Origin of the sequence: Bacillus cereus group sp. BfR-BA-01316 (assembly GCF_022664195.1) — a bacterium.
GTDB lineage: Bacteria > Bacillota > Bacilli > Bacillales > Bacillaceae_G > Bacillus_A.
Genome location: NZ_JAKUGX010000014.1, coordinates 1 through 20,017 on the forward strand (window position 1 = coordinate 1; position 20,017 = coordinate 20,017).

The following is a 20,017-nucleotide window of genomic DNA, read 5'->3' on the forward strand; positions in this document are numbered from 1 at the left end:
TAGCGAAGCAGAATCGAGAAGGAACAGAAGAAGTAACGGAAGAGGAAAAGGTCAAAGCGAAGGCGAAAGCCGCAGCAGCCGCAAAAGCAAAAGCAGCGGTATTAGCTAAGCAGAATCGAGAAGGAACAGAAGGAGTAACGGACGAGGAAAAAGTTAAAGCAAAGGCGAAGGCTGTAGCAGCTGCCAAAGCGGCAGCTGCGGTAAGGGCAAAGGGAGCTGTAAATAAGAAGGAAGATGAACCGCAGCAGGAAGAACCATCAGTTAACCAACCATATTTAAATCGCTATGTGGAGGTTGTTAAGGAGAAGATAGGAGAATATGCATTAGTAGATTCCTATATTAATAAGCTTTCAAAAGATGTTCCAACGCTTGTGGCGGAGCCTTCGAAATATTATGAAGTGATGGAATTGCTACGATTCCATGAGGGACTTGCTTTTGATTATATGTCAGAGCTACATGCGACAGATTTTGTGACACATATGGAAGTATACGTTCATTTGTTTTCATATGGAAAGAAACAGTCAGTAGCAGTGAAGGTAAAGCTGGATAGGGAAGCGCCGCAAGTAAAATCGGTGACGCCGCTTTGGAAAGGGGCAGATTGGCCGGAGCGTGAAGCGTATGATTTGCTCGGTATTGTATTTGAAGGTCATCCTAATTTATCTCGCATTTTAATGCCGGATGATTGGGTAGGGTATCCGCTTAGGAAAGATTACGAACCATATGATGTGGAGGTGTAGCTTGTGATTCGTACGGAAGAGATGCTCTTAAATGTAGGGCCGCAGCATCCGAGTACACATGGTGTGTTTCGGCTTGTAATTAAGATTGACGGGGAAATTATTAAAGAGGCTACACCGGTTATCGGATATTTGCATCGCGGAACAGAAAAGATCGCTGAGAGCTTGCAATATACGCAAATTATCCCGTACACAGATCGAATGGACTATTTATCAGCAATGACGAATAATTACGTTATTTGCCACGCTGTAGAGACGATGATGGATCTTGAGATTCCAGAGCGTGCTGAATATTTACGGGTGCTTGCGATGGAGCTTGGGAGAGTTGCGAGCCATCTCGTCTGGTGGGGAACGAACCTGCTTGATATAGGAGCGGTTAGTCCATTTCTATATGCCTTTCGTGAACGAGAGATGATTATAAATTTATTAAGTGAATTGTGCGGTGCAAGGCTTACTTTCAACTATATGAGAGTTGGCGGCGTGAAGTGGGATGCGCCAGACGGCTGGATTGAAAAGGTGAAAGAGTTTGTTCCGTATATGAGAGAGCAGTTGGAAGGGTATCACGACCTTGTTAGCGGAAATGAAATTTTCTTAAATCGTGTGAAAGGCGTTGGCGTATATAGCGCGGAAGAGGCGATCTCGTATTCTTTAAGCGGCGCAAATTTGCGGTGCACGGGAGTCCACTTTGATCTTCGCAAAGATGAGCCGTATTCTATTTATGATCGTTTTGACTTTGATATTCCTGTTGGGAGCACGGGAGATGCTTGGGACCGCTACGTTTGCCGGATGAAGGAAATTGAGGAGTCATTAAAAATTATTGAGCAAGCAGCCCAGCAGTTCCCAAACGATGGAGCCGTGCTGGCGAAAGTGCCGAAAATTATTAAAGCACCTAAGGGAGAAGCGTTCGTCCGTATAGAGTCACCGCGGGGAGAGATTGGCTGTTATATTGCTAGTGATGGAAAGAAAGAGCCGTACCGTTTGAAATTTCGCAGACCGTCTTTTTATAATTTGCAAATCTTACCGAAGTTATTGAAAGGTGAAAACATCGCCAATTTAATTACGATTTTAGGTGGGGTTGATATTGTACTTGGGGAGGTTGACGGCTAATGATTGAGACGCTCTTACAATCACCTTCAAGTTGGACGAATTTCTTCATTTTTTTCGGATTAGCGGTGCTTCTATTATTTGCAGTCCTTGGCTTCGTTACATACGGTATTTTGGCAGAACGGAAAGTGATGGGATTTATGCAAGGACGGATTGGACCAAACCAAGTTGGTGGCCGGTTCGGCTTACTCCAAACGGTAGCGGATGTTTTGAAACTATTATTAAAAGAAGATAGTATTCCGAAAGCTGCTGATAAACCGTTATTTATATTAGCACCTGTTATTGCATTTGCACCAGCATTTATGGTACTTGCGGTTATACCGTTTACCGATAAATTTCAGTTCGCGGATATTGGCGTAGGGTTACTGTATTACATTGCTGTTTCTGGGATTACAACGATCGGAGTTGTAACTGGGGGATGGGCATCAAATAATAAATATTCCCTTCTAGGAGGGATGCGTGCGGCGGCGCAAATGATTTCTTATGAGATTCCACTTGTAATGAGTGTAATTGGTGTCGTTTTACTAGCTGGTAGTCTTAACTTGAATGAAATTGTAGCGGCGCAGGAGAAGGTATGGTACATTTTCGCACAGCCAATCGGTTTCGTCATTTTCTTAATCGCGGCAGTTGCAGAATTAAATAGGACACCGTTTGATTTACCCGAAGCGGAGTCAGAACTTGTTTCAGGATACCATACGGAATACTCAGGGTTTCGCTGGGCGTTTTTCATGCTTTCAGAATATGTATATTTCTTCGGAATGGCATCTTTAATTACAGTACTCTTTTTAGGCGGATGGAATCCAGTTATGTTCCTTGGATTTATTCCAGGAGCCGTATGGTTTGCTTTGAAATTCAGCAGTGTGGTCTTTCTATTAATTTGGTTCCGCGTTACGTTCCCGCGTATAAGAGGTGACCAGTTAATGGAGTTCGGCTGGAAAGTATTATTGCCAATCGCACTTGCAAATATTTTCTTAACGGCATTGATTAAGGAGCTATTCTTCTAATCTATGAAGGGGGTGCCAGTAAGAGATGAAAGGACTATTTAAAGGGTTAAAATATACGCTTAGTAATTTGAGTAAGAAAAAGGTGACGTATGATTATCCGAATCAACCGTTGCCATTACCAGACCGCTTTCGAGGTATTCAAAAGTTTTATCCAGAGAAATGTATTGTTTGTAATCAGTGTTCCAACATTTGTCCGACAGATTGCATTCAATTAACAGGAAAAAAACATCCTGATCCTACGAAAAAAGGAAAAATTATCGACACGTATGATATTAATTTTGAAATTTGTATTCTTTGCGATTTATGTACAGAAGTTTGCCCGACAGAGGCGATTGTAATGACAAATAACTTTGAACTCGCAGAGTATTCACGTGATGATTTATTTAAAAATTTGCAGTGGCTTGACGAGAACGACGAGAACGTCAGGAAGGAGAATAAAGCATGAATGGCGAGTTTGTAGCTTTCTTTATATTATCCTTGTCTGCGATTATCGGCGGTGTTCTTATGCTGAATTTAACGAAAGTAATGCATATGATGCTGGCCCTTGTGCTTACATTCCTTAGCATTGCGGGTTTATACTTTCTCTTATCGGCCGAATTTATCGGAGTTGCACAAATTTTACTTTACTCTGGTGCGATCACTATTATTATGATTTTTGGCATTATGTTAACGAAACATAACGCGGAAAATGAATCGCGCCTTACTCTTCGAAAATGGATTATCTTCTTTGCGGTTGTAGCATTTGGAGCAGTTATGTATTTCGCTGTTAATAGTATCGATTTTTCAAATCAAAGCACACAAGAAAGTTTACCTCTCCATGAAAACAACACACTTCAAATCGGTACACTTCTCTATTCAAAATATATTATTCCATTTGAGTTAACCTCAGTTATTTTACTTGTAGCACTTGTAGGAGCGATTATCCTTGCGAAGAAGGATGAGGGAGAGGAGGATTCCCATGAGTAGCGTTCCAGCTTCTGCGTATTTAACACTTGCGATTATTTTGTTTTGCATCGGCTTATTTGGAGCTTTAACAAAGCGAAATACAGTAATTGTATTAGTTTGTATCGAATTAATGCTTAACGCGGCCAATTTAAATTTAGTAGCGTTTAGTAAATTAGGCTTGTTTCCGAATTTAACAGGACAAATTTTTTCGCTGTTTACGATGTCCGTAGCGGCAGCGGAGGCAGCGGTAGGTCTTGCAATTTTGATTGCTTTGTACCGTAATCGCCCGACAGTTCATGTAGATGAGATGGATACGCTCAAAGGATAGCATTGTGACCGAAAAGGGGGAAGGAAACAATGATCGATTATGCATGGCTCATACCGCTTTTCCCGCTTGTTTCGTTTTTGTTACTTATTGTGTTCGGGAAGAAAATTAGAGAGGGAAGTAGTGTACTAGGTATTTTCTTTACCTTTCTCTCCTTTATATCCGCGGTAGTGGTACTAATAGAACGGTTTTCATCCGAGGCAGTGAAGCATAAGTGGGTATGGCTTAGGACAGGAGATATAGATATATCATTTGGTTTTGAAGTTACCGCATTAGGAGCTTTAATGTTGTTTATCGTTACGCTTGTGAGTTTTCTTGTACATGTGTACTCAAAAGGCTATATGAAAGGTGATGAAAGATTACCGACCTTTTATGCATATTTAGGGCTCTTTACATTTGCGATGCTTGGGCTAGTTATATCGCCGAATTTATTACAGCTTTATATATTTTGGGAGTTAGTCGGCCTTGGTTCGTTTTTACTTATCGGCTTTTATTTCTTTAAAGAAGAAGCGAAGGCTGCTGCGAAAAAAGCTTTTATTATGACACGCATTGGGGATGTTGGGCTATTTATTGGGATGATTTTAATTTTTTGGCACGCAGGTAGTTTTGAATATGACGCGATTTTTAAAGCGATTCATACGGGCGACCTCTCTCCTTCTATGATTACAATAACGGCGATATTAATTTTTATCGGTGCGATGGGGAAATCGGGCCAGTTCCCGCTTCATACATGGTTGCCAGATGCAATGGAAGGACCGACGCCTGTTTCGGCGCTTATTCACGCGGCAACGATGGTTGCAGCTGGCGTATATTTAGTAGCGACGATGTTCCCGCTATTTTCAGCGAGTGCGGTAGCGATGCAAACTGTTGCAATCGTTGGGGCTTTTACTGCAATCTTCGCGGCCTCTATCGGTCTTGTACAAACTGATATAAAGAGGGTTCTTGCTTATTCTACAGTTAGTCAGCTCGGTTATATGATGCTTGCGCTAGGCTCTGCTGGTTATGTAGCTGGCGTCTTTCATTTAACGACACACGCCTTTTTTAAAGCACTATTGTTCTTGGCTGCAGGGAGTGTAATTCATGCAGTGCACACGCAAAACATTAATAAAATGGGCGGTTTACAGAAGAAGATGAAAGTAACCGCTGCGCTGTTTTTAATCGGTACACTTGCAATTAGCGGTGTTCCCCTCCTTTCCGGATTTTTTAGTAAAGATGAAATTTTAGCGGCGGCTTGGATGAATGGCAATTACTTTCTATTCGTTTTAGCGGTAATTGCGGCATTTCTAACAGCATTTTACATGTTCCGTCTATACTTTCTTGTCTTTACAGGGGAAACGAAGACGAAGGAAGAGGTGCATGAATCGCCTCGCACCATGACGTATCCGATGATTGTCCTTGGTGTTCTTGCGGTAGTGGCAGGCTATATAAATACACCGTGGTTCGGAACGTTTCTTGGGGATTGGCTTACGAAAGATATAGGATTCCAGGTGAAGGAAGTGCATGGCCCTGTTTGGATTATGGTTGTTGCGACGCTCGTTTCATTTGCGGGAATTGCCCTCGCATATTTCATATATGGCAAGAAATCTATCTCTAGAGATTGGGCCGGCGGAGAAGGGACGCCTCTTTATAACCTTTTGAAAGAAAAATATTATGTGGATGAACTATACAATGTGACGGTGCTTCCTATTACGAAAGGAATCGCTCATGTGCTTCGCTTATTTGAAGTATACGTTGTAGAAGGAATCGCAGTTTTAATTGCAGGACTCGTTAAAGGTATGAGCGGCATCGGATCAAGGCTTCAAAACGGGAATGTACAAGTGTATGGAACTGTAACAGCAGTTTCGCTCGCAGTGCTCCTAATTATTTTGTTATATACGGGAGGGGATTTACGGTGAATGGATTGCTATTAACGTTCTTCATTTTTTCCCCACTTTTAGGAATTCTCTTGCTTTTATTAACGCCGAAACGAGAATCGCGTACAGTGCAGGCGCTTGGTTTATTCGGAACGGCGCTTCCATTTGGAATTGCTATCGTTCTCGCTTGTACATACGCTTCAGGAAAGAGTTTATCGATATTTGATGAAAAAGTGAAATGGATTAAATTTGGGGATTTCACAGCAGTGGACAAAAGGTGGTTTTCAATTTATTACGAGCTTGGTATTGATGGTTTATCGCTTGTAATGATGGTGCTCACAGCCCTTCTAGCGATGGTTGCAGCTATTGCGGCATTTTCTATTAAAAGAAATTTGAAAGCATTCTACATGCTGTTACTCATGTTAGAAATAGGGATGCTCGGTGTCTTCGCTGCTCAAAATTTAATGCTGTTCTTCATCTTCTTTGAAATTACGTTGCCACCAATGTTTTTATTAATTGGCAAGTGGGGGAAATTGTCGAGTGAAAAGGCTGCATATAGTTATTTAATATATAACGGTATTGGATCAGCTATTTTACTTATCGTTTTCTCGGTTTTATTTGCGAAAACAGGTACGACAAATATTGCGGAGCTTAAAGAAATATTAACGAGTGTAGGTGCTGGGGGAGGAATGGCCGTTTCAAGTAACTTACAGTTCGGCTTGTTTCTTTCCATAATGATTGCTTTCGCGATTAAACTCCCTGTTTTCCCTTTGCATCGCTGGATGGTCAATGTACACATAGAAGCGCATCCTGCTGTAGTTATGCTTCATGCGGGGGTTTTGCTGAAGATTGGTGCGTACGGTATTGTTCGCTTCGGGAAAGGGCTATTCCCAGAATATTTTCGTGAGTTTGCAACGCTAATCGCAATTTTAGGGGGAATTAATTTATTGTATGGGGCCTTTCTAGCACTCATCCAAACGGACTTTAGAAAGGTACTTGCTTACTCTAGTATTTCGCATATGGGCATTGTATTAATGGGGCTTGCGGCGTTAAATGCACCAGGTACACAAGGGGCGCTATTCCAAGTTGTGTCTCACGGTTTAATTGCAGCCTTGCTCTTCTTCTTACTTGGCATCATTGAAGAGCGTTTCGGGACGTCGGATATTACAGAACTTGGTGGACTCGCAAAAAGTGTTCCAGTGCTTAGCGGCTTCTTCTTGGCGGGAGGCATGGCATCGCTTGGAATGCCAGGGATGTCCGGATTTATTAGCGAATTTCTTGCCTTTCTCGGTTTATTCCAAGGGAAACCGGTTATCGCCGCCGCGGGTGTACTTGGAATTATTTTAACCGCTGTATACGTATTAAGAGCGATACTTCAAGTGACATTTGGTAAGAAAGAATGGGAAGCGAAATCTGATATACACGGATGGGAGTACGTCCCTGTTATAGTGCTTATCATTTGTATTATTGCAATTGGAGTAATGCCAGAACTACTAGGGGATCCGCTTCAAACTACATTGAAAACATTGGGGGTGAAGTAGGATGGATATGAACACATTACTTAGCTTATCATGGCATCTCATGGTACCAGAATTCATTATTCTCGGGGCTGCCATCCTTCTTTCCATATGTGATTTGTTTTTTAAGTTGAACCATAGGTACGTAGCGATTAGTGCAATTGCCGCTGTCTTGTTAGCGATAGTGTCATTAATTTCGCTATACAGCGAACCGGCAGGAGATATTTTAAATGGATCGTTTGTGCTAGATGGATTTTCAAAAGGGTTTAAAACGTTGTTGTTAGGCGGAGCAGCTCTCGTTTTATGTATGGCAATGAGCGATGACAAGAAGGAGCCTATTCAAGACAAAGGAGAATATTATTACTTGTTTTTAATGGCGCTCCTAGGAGCGATGTTCATGGCTTCTAGCGTTGATTTCATCACACTATTCGTCGGTTTAGAACTGCTCTCGCTTTCTTCGTATATTCTAGTAGGAATCCGAAAGAGAAACCGCGCATCAAATGAGGCAGCGATGAAATACGTCATTAACGGAGGAATTGGAACAGCAATTACGCTCTTTGGAATGAGCTACTTATATGGTATTACAGGGTCGACCAACATAGTGGAAATGCAAAAGGCATTTACGCAAGAGCTGGCTGGTGGCATTCAATTATTGTTAGCTCTTGCATTTCTACTACTGCTCGTTGGACTCTCGTTCAAAATTGCAACAGTGCCGTTTCATATGTGGGCACCAGATGTATATGAGGGAGCCGCTACACCTGTCGCTGCCTTTCTTGGAACAATTTCTAAAATTTCCGGTTTTTTACTCATTACGCGTTTGTTTCTTATGGTGTTTGCAGGTGTGGCAATCCAAGGAGACGCACAATCTTTATACGGGCGTATGAGCATATACATTGCGGTGCTAGCGAGTATTACGATGATTGTTGGGAACGTAGTAGCATTAAAGCAATACAACGTAAAACGTCTATTTGCCTATTCAGGTATCGCGCATGCTGGATATTTGCTAGTCCCCCTTGTAGCGCTATCGCAGTTTACGATGGATAGTATGTGGTTTTATATGCTTGCATATATGCTTATGAATATAGGAGCATTTGCAATCATCCACGGATTAATCTTACAAAATGATAAGGAAAATATGACGATTTTCACAGGGTTATATAAGCGGTCCCCCTTTACAGCTATAGTGATGACGGTCTTTATTTTATCATTAGCTGGAATACCCGGGACAGCAGGTTTCATCGGGAAAATTAACATCTTTTTAGGGGCACTTCATGTTGAACCTGCTCATTACGTATTAGCTTCTATTATGATGGGGACAACAGTTATTTCATTCGTATATTACTTCCGGATATTACAGCAAATATTTTTCCGCACGGGAGAGACAGAAGAAAAGCTTCGGTTACCGTTAAATATAAAGATTGTCATGAGTCTTTGCGCAATTTCAATTGTAATACTAGGGATTATGCCGATGATTGGTTACAATTTCTTCTATGAATATTTTCCATTAATGAAAGATTTCTTCTTCTTAGGGAACGTGGTACAATAGTAAAAATAAAGGGTGTAGAGTCCGTACTCTACGCTTTTTATTTTGGAGTAACAGCAAATGAAAACACCTATAGGTATATGTTTTTTAACAGAAAATTAAGATGTAAAATGTAAGATGCTTATTTGCGTGTGAAAAAGTGTGGCTCCTACTTATTTATGGTATCGTTTTTTACATTTTGCGTAAGTAGTAGCCAAGCAAAAAAAGGGGTCGATTTTTTGGCACATCTTTTAGGGCAACAAGCACTGATTGCCATTGTTTCACATTTATTATTTATTACCATTACGTGGTGGGCCTTACAAGGTATTCACATTGAGCGCTTAATGAAGTCTGGAAAAGTGATGCAGACGAGAGTATTACTCATCCTAATTACAATTACAATTGGGACATCTGTAAGTAACTTTTTCCTTGATTATTTAGGCTATTCAAAGAGTTTAACGTATTTAGTAAAGTAAGTGTATAGAACCTCATATCTCCGTTAACAATGGGGATAGGAGGGGATGAAATTGAAGTTTAAAGCCATTCTTATCGTTATCGTAAGTGTTGTTTTATTTTTGGTTGGATATAAAGAGATGAAACCTATAAGCGATGAACAGAAAATGGAGAGCATGATTGCAGCTTTAGAGAAGAACGATGCAAAAGTAGAGCGGTGGTCATGGTTAGCGCGAGAAACGAAAACAATTTCTAATATACATACGTTTCAAAAACTGTTAAATGATGTGAAGGAAGAGGCAAACATCGAAAGTTGGGAATTAGAACAATCTCCAGATGGATATAAGGCTACATCCTATAAAAAATCTTCTTCACATGAAGAACGAATAGTAGTAACTTGGAGTAAGGAAAATACTAAAGAAAACACTTTTATTATTTTTGAAGTGAGCGGGGCGAAATGGGACCCGAAGTACGTTCAGAACATAGACAAAATTTTTAGTGAAAAACCTATAATTTACACTTGTGTTCAAGGTGTACTGAATGATAAGATTGAAGGTGTTTTGCAAAATAAAACCAATCAGGTTTTGAAAGATCTTTCAGCAAGAGCGATCGAACAGATAGAAGAAAGAGCATTTGTATCAGTCTCCGCATATAATAAAAAGTGGAATGACGCTCTTTCAACAAATAGAGAGAAAATAAATGTGCAAATAGCAATACGTTCTACAAACAACAAAGATACAATTGTGGTTGGCACACCGATCATAACTTCTGAGTATTGAGTGAATAGATACTGAAAAAAGGACACGGAGGGGAATAATTTGGAAAAGATCATCGTCCGTGGCGGAAAGCGGTTAAGCGGCACAGTGCGTGTTGAGGGCGCAAAAAATGCTGTATTACCTATAATCGCTGCAGCCCTATTAGCGAGTGACGGAAAGAATGTACTATCTGAAGTACCAGTATTATCTGATGTATACACAATTAACGAGGTATTACGTCATTTAAATGCTGAAGTCGTATTTGAAAATAACCAAGTAACAATCGATTCTTCTAAAGAATTAAACATTGAAGCACCATTTGAGTATGTACGTAAGATGCGTGCATCTGTTCAAGTAATGGGACCATTATTAGCACGTAACGGTCGTGCTCGTATTGCACTTCCTGGTGGATGTGCAATTGGTTCACGTCCAATTGACCAACATTTAAAAGGCTTTGAAGCAATGGGAGCGAAAGTAAAAGTTGGTAACGGATTTGTTGAGGCACACGTAGAGGGCGAACTAAAAGGAGCTAAAATTTATTTAGACTTCCCAAGCGTAGGCGCGACAGAAAACATTATGTCTGCAGCTACATTAGCAAAAGGGACAACAGTCCTTGAAAACGCAGCGAAAGAGCCAGAAATCGTTGACTTAGCTAACTTCTTAAATGCAATGGGTGCGAAAGTACGCGGAGCTGGAACTGGAACGATTCGTATTGAAGGCGTTGAAAAATTATATGGTGCAAACCACCCTATTATTCCTGACCGTATTGAAGCAGGAACATTCATGGTTGCAGCGGCAATTACAGGTGGAGACATCTTAATTGAAAATGCTGTGCCTGAACATTTACGCTCAATTACAGCGAAAATGGAAGAAATGGGTGTTAAAATTATTGAGGAAAATGAAGGTGTACGTGTTATCGGCCCAGATAAGTTAAAAGCGGTTGATATTAAAACTATGCCTCATCCAGGTTTCCCAACAGACATGCAATCACAAATGATGGCATTATTACTACATGCTGATGGAACAAGTATGATTACAGAAACGGTATTCGAAAACCGCTTTATGCACGTTGAAGAATTCCGTCGTATGAATGCTGATATTAAAATCGAAGGTCGTTCTGTAATTATGAACGGTCCAAGTAGCCTGCAAGGTGCTGAAGTAGGCGCAACTGATTTACGTGCTGCAGCAGCATTAATCTTAGCTGGTTTAGTATCAGAAGGTTATACTCGTGTAACAGAGTTAAAACATCTTGACCGCGGTTATGTAGACTTCCATAAGAAATTAGCTGCATTAGGTGCAACTATTGAACGTGTAAACGAAAAAGTAGAAGAAGTGAAAGAACAAGAAGTTTCTGATCTTCACGCTTAATTGAAGTAGTCTCTATGTCTTTTGACATAGGGGCTATTTTTTTTTGGGTTTATTACTGTTATAGTCAATAAATTCTATACTTATGCACGTCTCAGTAAAAATATTTAGAAAATTTTCGTTTTTATCCTGCTATTTGTGGTCAGTAAGATCCCTGCCTCATTAAAGTTTCAATTTATCCCGCTATTTGCGGGCAGTAAAACTCCCACCTCAAAATTCGGCTGGAGCAAAGAAGTTATGTGGGAGCCCTGCTGCCCGTAAACGCCCGATTGGTGAAGGCTAATAATCAGTGGGGGATGAACAAAACCCCCACTGATTATAGTTTCACTTTATACCGATACCCCCAAGTATGTTCTAAAAGATCCCGTAGTTCCATAAGAATGAAAGGAATCCAACTTTATATTGGGGGAATAGGATGAAATTTTCAAAGCCGCTTTTCATTACAGTAGCGCTCTTAATAGCGCTCGTTATCATTGTACCTGCTGCTCTTGTTATTCCGTTTGCGAAAGCAAAAGTAGGGGAAGAAGCAGCTTCTAAAACTCCTCCAGCGATAGAAAGTATACCAGCTCCAGGGAAAGTGGATACAGCGGTTCAAGTTGCTGTATACCGTGATCAGCAGAAGAAGGTAGAAACATTACCTATGGAGGAGTATGTGGCCGGTGTAGTAGCTTCTGAGATGAATGCCAGCTTTGAAATAGAGGCGCTAAAGGCGCAGGCATTAGCAGCAAGAACATTTGTAGTGCAGCGTATGCTAAGCGGAGGTAAGAAAAACAATGCGGACGTGACAGATACAGTGAAAGATCAAGTGTACAAAAGCAAAGAGGAATTGAAGAAACAATGGGGTAATAACTACGAAAATAATTTAAAGAAAATTGAGGAAGCCGTTTCGAAAACCGCAGGACAAGTTTTAACGTATGATGGAAAACCAATTTCAGCATCCTTCTTCTCAACGAGTAACGGACGAACAGAAAATGCAGCTGATTATTGGGGAAATGATTATCCATACTTAAAGAGTGTAGATAGTCCGTGGGATCAAGCCTCTCCAAAATTTACGAGTGAGCAAAAATTCACAGTATCTGATTTTCAAAAACGTCTCGGTGTGAAAGTACTAGCAAACGGAAAGGTTGGTAATATTAAAGACCTTACGGAAGGAAAGCGAGTAAAGGATGTAGAGTTCCAAGGGAAAACATTAACAGGAAAACAAGTTCGTGAAAAGTTAGATTTACGCTCCTCAGACTTTACGTGGAAACAAGAAGGGGATAACATCACCGTTACGACGAAAGGATTCGGTCACGGCGTCGGTATGAGCCAGTACGGTGCGAATGGCATGGCAGTGGAAGGTAAGAAATATACAGATATCGTCGCTCATTATTATAAAGGCGTTGAAATAAAGACGATGAATGATTATGAAGGAAAGTTAATGGTGAAAAAATAGAACGCAAAAGAGACCGTCTCAAAAGGTGTTTTGGGACGGTCTTTTCATATTTATAAGTTGCTACTATTGTCGAATCGCTGATAAAACTCGAGTTGTGGTCGATATATTCGAAAAATCACCGATAAAATTTTATCCCGCTATTTGTGGGAGTCGGGCTGCCCGTAAAAGCTCGATTGGTGAAGGCTAATAATCAGTGGGGGATGAACAAAACCCCCACTGATTAAAGTTTCACTTTATTTGCCATCATGCGACATGAAAAAAGAGCTACTCTCATCGATTTTGGGACAGGTCCTTATTTGTTATGGTACTTCATGAAATATCATAATTTTCCATTAAATGTTTGATATAATTAGGGAAAAACATTTGGAGGAGACAGAATGGCGTTATTGGAGTTGAAACAATTAGGGAAGACGAACCAGTTGCCGGCAATTGAACTGGAGGTTGAAAAAGGGCAATGTGTTGTTTTGCAGTGCAATAATCATACAGCTAAAGTGTTGCATCGCATTATTATCGGAGAAGAAGAGGCTTCTTTGGGCAGTGTGCTATTTGAAGGTGAATCGATTGGAAAGAAGATGTATTCACGCATCGGCTTTTGTTTTTTGAAAGATGAAGCATATGACCGTTTAAAGGTGAAGGAGTACTTCAAGTTTTTATTAGGGCTTTATGAATCACATATGAGTATAGAAGAAGTTGTACAATATGTCGGTCTCCTAGATAAGTTAAACGCTAAAATAGAAAAATTGTCATTTTCAGAGAAACGCCGTCTTCATATCGGGCGGATTATGATTCACAATCCGGATTTAGTTATTTTAGAAGAGCCAGAGCAAAATGTAGATACAGAGAGTACGATTATTATTCGAAAAGCGATTATGAAAATGAAAGAGCAAGGAAAGGCAATCTTTATTACGTCCTCCTTTTTATCGGATGCCCTTTCGTTGACAGAAGATGTATACATATTAAACAATGATGGTGTGAAAAAGATAGAAATAGAGCAAGAAGAAGTTGAAGAAGTAGATGAAGAAAAAGTAGTTCAAATGATTCCGCAAATGAAACTGGAAAGAATACCAGCGAAAGTGAACGATAAAATCATTTTACTGGATCCGATGGAGATCCATTTCATTGAAACACAAAATGGAGTGACACATATTCATGTGCGCGAAGGTGACTTCGTATGCGCATTAACATTAAGTGAACTAGAAACGAGATTAACAGGATTCGGATTCTTTAGATGTCATCGCTCGTACCTCGTTAATTTACAAAGAGTACGAGAAGTCATTACGTGGACACGTAATAGTTTTAGTTTAATTTTGGATGACGAAAGAAAAAGTTCAATCCCGCTTTCGAAAGGACGAATGGATGAATTAAAAGGTGTAATTGGACTATAAAAATGCTCCAATAAGCTCAAAATAGGATTCATTCACCGGTAAAAATACTCCTTTTACCGGTATTTTACTGCGTAACCCCTTTGTTTTTCATATGATTGAGTCAAGAAAAGCGAAACAAACAAACGAAAAGCGCTAAAGCGACTTTCATCTATAAAAAGAAAAACAAAGGGGATGACGAAATGACATTGGCAATTGAAATGAAAGATGTAATGAAAAGTTTCGATGGAAAAACGGCCCTTCGAAATGTAAATATTGAGGTGAAGCAAGGAGAAATCTTCGGATTTCTTGGACCGAGCGGATCTGGGAAAACGACAACAGTGAAAATTTTAACTTCTCAATTGCTTCATAGCGTTGGAACAGTACGAGTATTAGGTAAAGACATTACAGGGCCAAGCAGCATCGATTACAAACGAATCGGTATTTTAACAGACAATAGCGGCTTATATGACAGACTTAGCATTTATGATAACTTACTATTATTTTGTGACTTATACGATTGTAAAAAAGAACGAATTGATGAAGTGTTAGCACAAGTGAACTTATTGGATGATAAAAAAACACAAGTGAAAAAGTTATCAAAAGGAATGAAGCAGCGCGTCATACTAGCGAGAGCAATTCTTCATAAACCAGATATCCTCTTCTTAGATGAACCAACATCTGCACTTGATCCAGTAAACGTACAAAACATTCATAAAATCTTAAAAGACTTAAATAAAGAAGGAACAACGATTTTCTTAACAACGCACAACATGGACGAAGCAGAAACGCTTTGTAACCGCATTGCCTTTCTATGTGGAGGAGAAATAGTAGCTCTTGATACACCAGAAAACCTTCGCTTGCAATACGCGAAAGATCAAATACAAGTTGTGTTAACAGATAAGAAGAAAGAAATTGTGAAAAAAGATGAATTAGGGGCAAAACGCATTTCAGAATGGATGAAAAAAGGCGAATTACTATCTATTCATTCACACGAGCCAACATTAGGCGATATCTTTATTGAAGTTACTGGGAGGGGACTATAATGACATTTTCAATGAGACGATTTTCAGCAATTTTTCGGAAAGAGGTACAGGATTTTAAAACGAATTCACAAACTTTAATTATGTTGGTAATGCCACTTGTCTTTTCGGTATTATTTAGTCGCTCAGATAATATGAGAGAAGTTGGAGCAAGTACGTTAACTGCGATGGCGTTAGTTATGGTCGGAGGCTTTGTACAGGCGATGCTCATCGCTGAAGAAAAGGAAAAAAATACGCTTCGTGTTCTTATGCTATCACCAGCATCATCTATTGAAGTATTAATTGGTAAAAGTTCATTAACGGGTATGATTACAGTAGCGATCTGTTTTATTAATCTACTTATTTTAGGTAAATTAGAAGGTAATATTGCATTATTATTACTCATCTTTGTTCTTGGAATGCTAATATTTAACCTCATTGGTACTTGTATTGGATTATTAGCTCAAAATGTACCGCAAACATCGACAATTGGATTACCAATATTAATGACATTCCTTTTCGGTGATTTAATTGGAATGTTTGTGAAGAATGAAGTCGTTACAAAAATAGTCGATTATTTGCCAACTCGTCATATCGGTCTTGCAGTTAGCAGTGTTATAAAAGGTGGAGGTTTTAGTGCAATTACTAGTAATTTATTGAACATAACAATTTGGTTAGTTGCAGTACTTGTTATTACACTCTTCATTTATAGAAAGAAACAAATGGACTAAAAACGGAGCTCAAACGCTCAGTTTTTTCTTTTTTCATCATTTCCTCGGAAATTCTGCAATTCTTATACATATTTTTACAGATTTTGTCGAAAAGTAATTAGTTATAGGTTGTATAGGATGAGTGAATATTGTTCAAAATGATTGCTGAGGTGATGATGGAATGCGAGGAAGAAATAGTAAAAAGTCGCGAAAAGTAGTACATTTATTTCAAAAAAGATGGGTGTTTCCGGCACTATACATTGCTTGTGCAGCGGTAATCTTAATGGTTGCGCTATGGTTCCAGGGAGCTAATCCAAAGAAAGCTCCGAACCAAGATCAAGCAACACCGTATACACAAACGGAAGATCCAGCAGTACCGGTAACAAAATCTTCAGAAGTAATGAAAATGCCAGCTGCAGCAAATGCAGAAGTAGTAGTACAGAAGAAATTCTATGAAGATGCAGCATCAGAGGCGGAACAAGAAAAAGCACTTGTCTTTTATAACAACACATATTCCCCGAATAAAGGAATCGACATTGCTGCGAAAAACGGAAAAGAATTTGATGTTACAGCTGCTTTAAGTGGTACAGTAACGAAAGCTGAAAAAGATTCACTTCTTGGTTATGTTGTAACAGTAGATAGTGGAAATGGTGTAGCGGCATATTATCAAAGTTTAGGCAGTGTGAAAGTAGAAAAAGGTGCAAGAGTCGCGCAAGGTGAAGTGTTAGGAAAATCAGGTCTAAATGCAATGAATAAAGAGGTAGGTTCTTACGTTCACTTTGAAGTACGTAAAGACAATGTGGCTGTGAACCCTGAGCGTTACTTAAATAAATCAGTAGCAGAAATTAAAGCTGATGCGGGTGCTGCAAAGGCGACAAATGCTTCTGGTAAAAAAACTGATGACAAATCTCAAAAAGAAGAAAAGTCAACAAGCACGAAACCAGAAAGTAAAACAGAAGATAAGTCTCAAAAAGAAGAGAAATCAACAAGCGGCTCGACGAGTGATAAAGAGACGAATGGCAAACAAGATGACAAATCTCAAAAAGAAGAAAAATCAACAAGCGGTTCGACTAGTGATAAAGAGACGAACGGCAAACAAGATGACAAATCTCAAAAAGAAGAAAAATCAACGAATGGTTCTACAGAATCATCTAACGGTTCTTCTTCACAAGAATAATAAAGTAAAAAAATCAGTTCTCATTAGGAGAGCTGATTTTTTTATTTTTATATAAAAATAATCAATTTCGAGAAAAAAGTTGCAATAACAAGGAAAAATGACGAGATTCTCGAATATATATTACAAAAGGGAGGGGATACTGTGTCATTTTTATCCGTTCTGTCGATTGCTATCATTTTATTGTTTGTTTTATTCGCTTTATATTATTATATTGCCGGTAAGAAAGAAGTTCCCCACCATCAGTTGTTAGAAGAAGAGTATGAAAGAGAAGAGTGACACCTTTTATAAAGAGGTGTCACTTTTTTTCGCCATAATTGTCATTGTTAACGTATTTCTCACAAAAAAACGTAATTTTTCTTAACTTAGTCCGCAAAAATAGTGAACATGTAGCATATATCAGTAGTGCGGGCAATACAATGGTATAAACCAATGCAAAGAGAGTGTTTGAGGTGAGAAATCGTGAATCATTTCATTATAAATCCAAGAATGTTTAACGCTTACAAACAGCACTCACATTTACTTCATAGTCGTATGCAGCGAGTCTCATTTCACACTTCTCACATCCAATTTAGGGAGGCGAGTGGTGTGCACGATTACATCAAAGAGAGAACTATCAAGATTGGCAAGTATATCGTGGAGACAAGAAAGACAGTGCGTGTAATCGCAAAGGAGTTTGGGGTATCAAAGAGTACAGTCCATAAAGATTTAACAGAACGTTTGCCAGAAATTAATCCAGAGCTCGCAAATGAAGTGAAAGAAATTCTTGATTATCATAAGTCTATTCGTCATTTAAGAGGGGGAGAAGCAACAAAGCAGAAGTATAGAAAAGAAGATACTGAAAACCCTGTGCGCCAATAAATCTAAAATAGCAAACATTCCTTGCAAATTCGGTAATATTTTTCAGAAGAATTCTTTTTGCGAATATTACGTTTCTGTTAAATTTATGATAAAATCAGGAATTAGGTGTAAAAGAATTCGGGTGTAACCTGATTTTGAATATCGAGGAGGAAATGACGGGAATGTTTGCGCGAGATATCGGAATTGACCTAGGTACGGCTAACGTATTAATTCATGTTAAAGGTAAGGGTATTGTATTAAATGAGCCATCTGTTGTGGCAATTGATCGTAATAGTGGAAAAGTATTAGCAGTAGGTGAAGAAGCAAGAAGTATGGTGGGACGTACACCTGGTAATATTGTAGCAATTCGTCCGCTTAAAGATGGTGTAATCGCAGATTTCGAAATTACAGAAGCAATGTTAAAGTATTTCATTAACAAATTGGACGTGAAGAGCTTCTTTTCAAAACCTCGCATTTTAATTTGCTGTCCAACAAATATCACATCTGTAGAACAAAAAGCAATTCGTGAGGCTGCTGAACGTTCAGGTGGTAAAACAGTATTTTTAGAAGAAGAACCAAAAGTATCCGCAGTTGGTGCTGGTATGGAAATCTTCCAGCCAAGCGGAAACATGGTTGTTGATATTGGTGGAGGTACAACAGATATTGCCGTACTTTCTATGGGTGATATTGTTACCTCTTCCTCTATCAAAATGGCTGGCGATAAGTTTGATATGGAGATCTTAAACTACGTTAAACGTAAGTATAAGCTATTGATTGGAGAACGTACTTCAGAAAATATTAAAATTAAAGTTGGTACAGTATTCCCAGGTGCACGTAGTGAAGAGCTTGAAATTCGCGGACGTGACATGGTAACTGGTTTACCACGTACAATTACAGTATGCTCTGAAGAAATTACAGAAGCACTAAAAGAAAACGCGGCTATCATTGTACAAGCTGCAAAAGGCGTACTAGAGCGCACACCACCAGAACTATCTGCGGACATTATTGACCGTGGTGTTATTCTAACAGGCGGTGGAGCTTTATTACACGGTATCGACATGCTTCTAGCAGAAGAGTTAAAATTACCAGTATTAATTGCTGAAAACCCAATGCAATGTGTTGCAGTTGGTACCGGTATTATGTTAGAGAACATTGATAAATTGCCACGTCGTATGTTGAAATAGTTATATAAAGGGTAGTAAAAAGTGCGAAGGAAATAGTTCCTTCGCACTTTTTTGTGAATAAAAGGAAGGAAGAGGAGATTTGTAACACTAGATAAGAAAGCGCTTTCTTAAACGAGATGTGACAATGGTTGTTAGGTTATTGTCATAGTTTGTAAATAAAAATTATGTTATAATCATCCTTGTGAATTTCGTGTGAACTTGATGTAAAATCTATGTAAATTTGTTTTGGATTTACATAGGTGCAAGGGACGCTCTAATTTTAATATATTTCTAAAGCAAATAATTATAAAAAAAGAACATTTCACAGGGGGCGCGATTATGAAAAAGGTTATTACATATGGGACTTTCGATTTATTGCACTGGGGACATATTAACTTATTGAAGAGAGCGAAAGATTTAGGGAATTATTTAATTGTTGCTGTTTCTTCAGATGAATTTAACAAATTAAAAAATAAAAAATCTTATCATAGCTATGAGAATCGTAAAATGATTCTAGAAGCGGTTCGTTATGTGGATGAGGTGATTCCTGAGCATAGTTGGGAGCAGAAAGTAAAAGATGTTGTTAATCATGACGTAGATATTTTTGTTATGGGTGATGATTGGGGAGGAGAATTTGATTTTTTGAAAGAATACTGTGAGGTTGTTTATTTACCAAGAACAATTGGGATTTCTACTACTAAAATTAAACAGGAGCTAGTGTTAGTTGCTAGATAG

Annotated in this window: 21 protein-coding genes; all 21 read left to right on the forward strand. The window is 39.1% G+C overall.

The genetic code is table 11. From position 1 onward, the window contains the following. Positions 1 to 737: NADH-quinone oxidoreductase subunit C (locus MR071_RS12770; RefSeq protein WP_242236313.1), on the forward strand; the 737-nt coding region annotated here is incomplete at its 5' end. 3 nt (positions 738 to 740) lie between these two features. Then, positions 741 to 1,841 carry an NADH-quinone oxidoreductase subunit NuoD gene (nuoD, locus tag MR071_RS12775; protein WP_242236315.1) on the forward strand — a complete coding sequence of 367 codons (1,101 nt, stop codon included), beginning with the start codon at positions 741 to 743 and terminating at the stop codon, positions 1,839 to 1,841. Continuing rightward, positions 1,841 to 2,842 carry an NADH-quinone oxidoreductase subunit NuoH gene (nuoH, locus tag MR071_RS12780; protein ID WP_002144750.1) on the forward strand — a complete coding sequence of 334 codons (1,002 nt, stop codon included), beginning with the start codon at positions 1,841 to 1,843 and terminating at the stop codon, positions 2,840 to 2,842. The genes nuoD and nuoH overlap by 1 nt, the downstream gene beginning before the upstream one ends. Before the next feature lie 25 nt (positions 2,843 to 2,867). Continuing rightward, positions 2,868 to 3,287: an NADH-quinone oxidoreductase subunit NuoI gene (gene nuoI, locus MR071_RS12785; RefSeq protein WP_000677191.1), complete on the forward strand. Its 420-nt coding sequence runs from the start codon at positions 2,868 to 2,870 to the stop codon at positions 3,285 to 3,287. Then, positions 3,284 to 3,808: an NADH-quinone oxidoreductase subunit J gene (locus tag MR071_RS12790; protein WP_242236317.1), complete on the forward strand. Its 525-nt coding sequence runs from the start codon at positions 3,284 to 3,286 to the stop codon at positions 3,806 to 3,808. The genes nuoI and MR071_RS12790 overlap by 4 nt, the downstream gene beginning before the upstream one ends. Beyond that, positions 3,801 to 4,115, forward strand: a complete 315-nt coding sequence (nuoK, locus tag MR071_RS12795) for an NADH-quinone oxidoreductase subunit NuoK (RefSeq protein ID WP_000100081.1) — start codon at positions 3,801 to 3,803, stop codon at positions 4,113 to 4,115. The genes MR071_RS12790 and nuoK overlap by 8 nt, the downstream gene beginning before the upstream one ends. A 29-nt stretch (positions 4,116 to 4,144) precedes the next feature. Further along, on the forward strand, positions 4,145 to 6,007 hold the full coding sequence (gene nuoL, locus MR071_RS12800) for an NADH-quinone oxidoreductase subunit L (protein WP_242236320.1): 1,863 nt from the start codon (positions 4,145 to 4,147) through the stop codon (positions 6,005 to 6,007). Continuing rightward, a complete protein-coding gene (locus MR071_RS12805; RefSeq protein ID WP_242236322.1) occupies positions 6,004 to 7,506 on the forward strand; it encodes an NADH-quinone oxidoreductase subunit M in 1,503 nt (500 codons plus the stop codon). Before nuoL ends, MR071_RS12805 begins: the two co-directional genes overlap by 4 nt. A 7-nt stretch (positions 7,507 to 7,513) precedes the next feature. Beyond that, positions 7,514 to 9,028: an NADH-quinone oxidoreductase subunit NuoN gene (gene nuoN / locus MR071_RS12810; protein WP_374954546.1), complete on the forward strand. Its 1,515-nt coding sequence runs from the start codon at positions 7,514 to 7,516 to the stop codon at positions 9,026 to 9,028. A 215-nt stretch (positions 9,029 to 9,243) separates the two neighbouring features. Then, positions 9,244 to 9,480: a DUF1146 family protein gene (locus MR071_RS12815; RefSeq protein WP_002113021.1), complete on the forward strand. Its 237-nt coding sequence runs from the start codon at positions 9,244 to 9,246 to the stop codon at positions 9,478 to 9,480. 51 nt (positions 9,481 to 9,531) lie between these two features. After that, on the forward strand, positions 9,532 to 10,236 hold the full coding sequence (locus tag MR071_RS12820) for a YwmB family TATA-box binding protein (RefSeq protein WP_181149507.1): 705 nt from the start codon (positions 9,532 to 9,534) through the stop codon (positions 10,234 to 10,236). Between the two features lie 39 nt (positions 10,237 to 10,275). Further along, complete coding sequence (gene murA / locus MR071_RS12825) at positions 10,276 to 11,580, forward strand: UDP-N-acetylglucosamine 1-carboxyvinyltransferase (RefSeq protein WP_002068497.1); 1,305 nt, start codon at positions 10,276 to 10,278, stop codon at positions 11,578 to 11,580. Between the two features lie 412 nt (positions 11,581 to 11,992). Then, entirely contained in the window at positions 11,993 to 13,012 is a 1,020-nt protein-coding gene (spoIID, locus tag MR071_RS12830) for a stage II sporulation protein D (RefSeq protein ID WP_002184544.1), read from the forward strand. Between the two features lie 377 nt (positions 13,013 to 13,389). Continuing rightward, complete coding sequence (locus MR071_RS12835; protein ID WP_002184547.1) at positions 13,390 to 14,397, forward strand: LytTR family transcriptional regulator DNA-binding domain-containing protein; 1,008 nt, start codon at positions 13,390 to 13,392, stop codon at positions 14,395 to 14,397. A gap of 179 nt (positions 14,398 to 14,576) precedes the next feature. Next, entirely contained in the window at positions 14,577 to 15,419 is an 843-nt protein-coding gene (locus MR071_RS12840) for an ABC transporter ATP-binding protein (protein ID WP_002184548.1), read from the forward strand. Beyond that, positions 15,419 to 16,126: an ABC transporter permease gene (locus MR071_RS12845; RefSeq protein ID WP_078176152.1), complete on the forward strand. Its 708-nt coding sequence runs from the start codon at positions 15,419 to 15,421 to the stop codon at positions 16,124 to 16,126. Before MR071_RS12840 ends, MR071_RS12845 begins: the two co-directional genes overlap by 1 nt. Positions 16,127 to 16,286: 160 nt before the next feature. Then, positions 16,287 to 17,282: a stage II sporulation protein SpoIIQ gene (locus tag MR071_RS12850; RefSeq protein ID WP_242236324.1), complete on the forward strand. Its 996-nt coding sequence runs from the start codon at positions 16,287 to 16,289 to the stop codon at positions 17,280 to 17,282. Positions 17,283 to 17,423: 141 nt separating this feature from the next. Beyond that, complete coding sequence (locus MR071_RS12855) at positions 17,424 to 17,558, forward strand: hypothetical protein (protein ID WP_002016211.1); 135 nt, start codon at positions 17,424 to 17,426, stop codon at positions 17,556 to 17,558. Positions 17,559 to 17,867: 309 nt separating this feature from the next. Then, positions 17,868 to 18,140, forward strand: a complete 273-nt coding sequence (spoIIID, locus tag MR071_RS12860; protein WP_002089714.1) for a sporulation transcriptional regulator SpoIIID — start codon at positions 17,868 to 17,870, stop codon at positions 18,138 to 18,140. Positions 18,141 to 18,301: 161 nt separating this feature from the next. After that, entirely contained in the window at positions 18,302 to 19,303 is a 1,002-nt protein-coding gene (mreB, locus tag MR071_RS12865; RefSeq protein WP_044438315.1) for a rod shape-determining protein, read from the forward strand. 318 nt (positions 19,304 to 19,621) lie between these two features. Beyond that, positions 19,622 to 20,017, forward strand: coding sequence for a glycerol-3-phosphate cytidylyltransferase (gene tagD, locus MR071_RS12870; protein WP_078176150.1), 396 nt, complete (start codon positions 19,622 to 19,624; stop codon positions 20,015 to 20,017).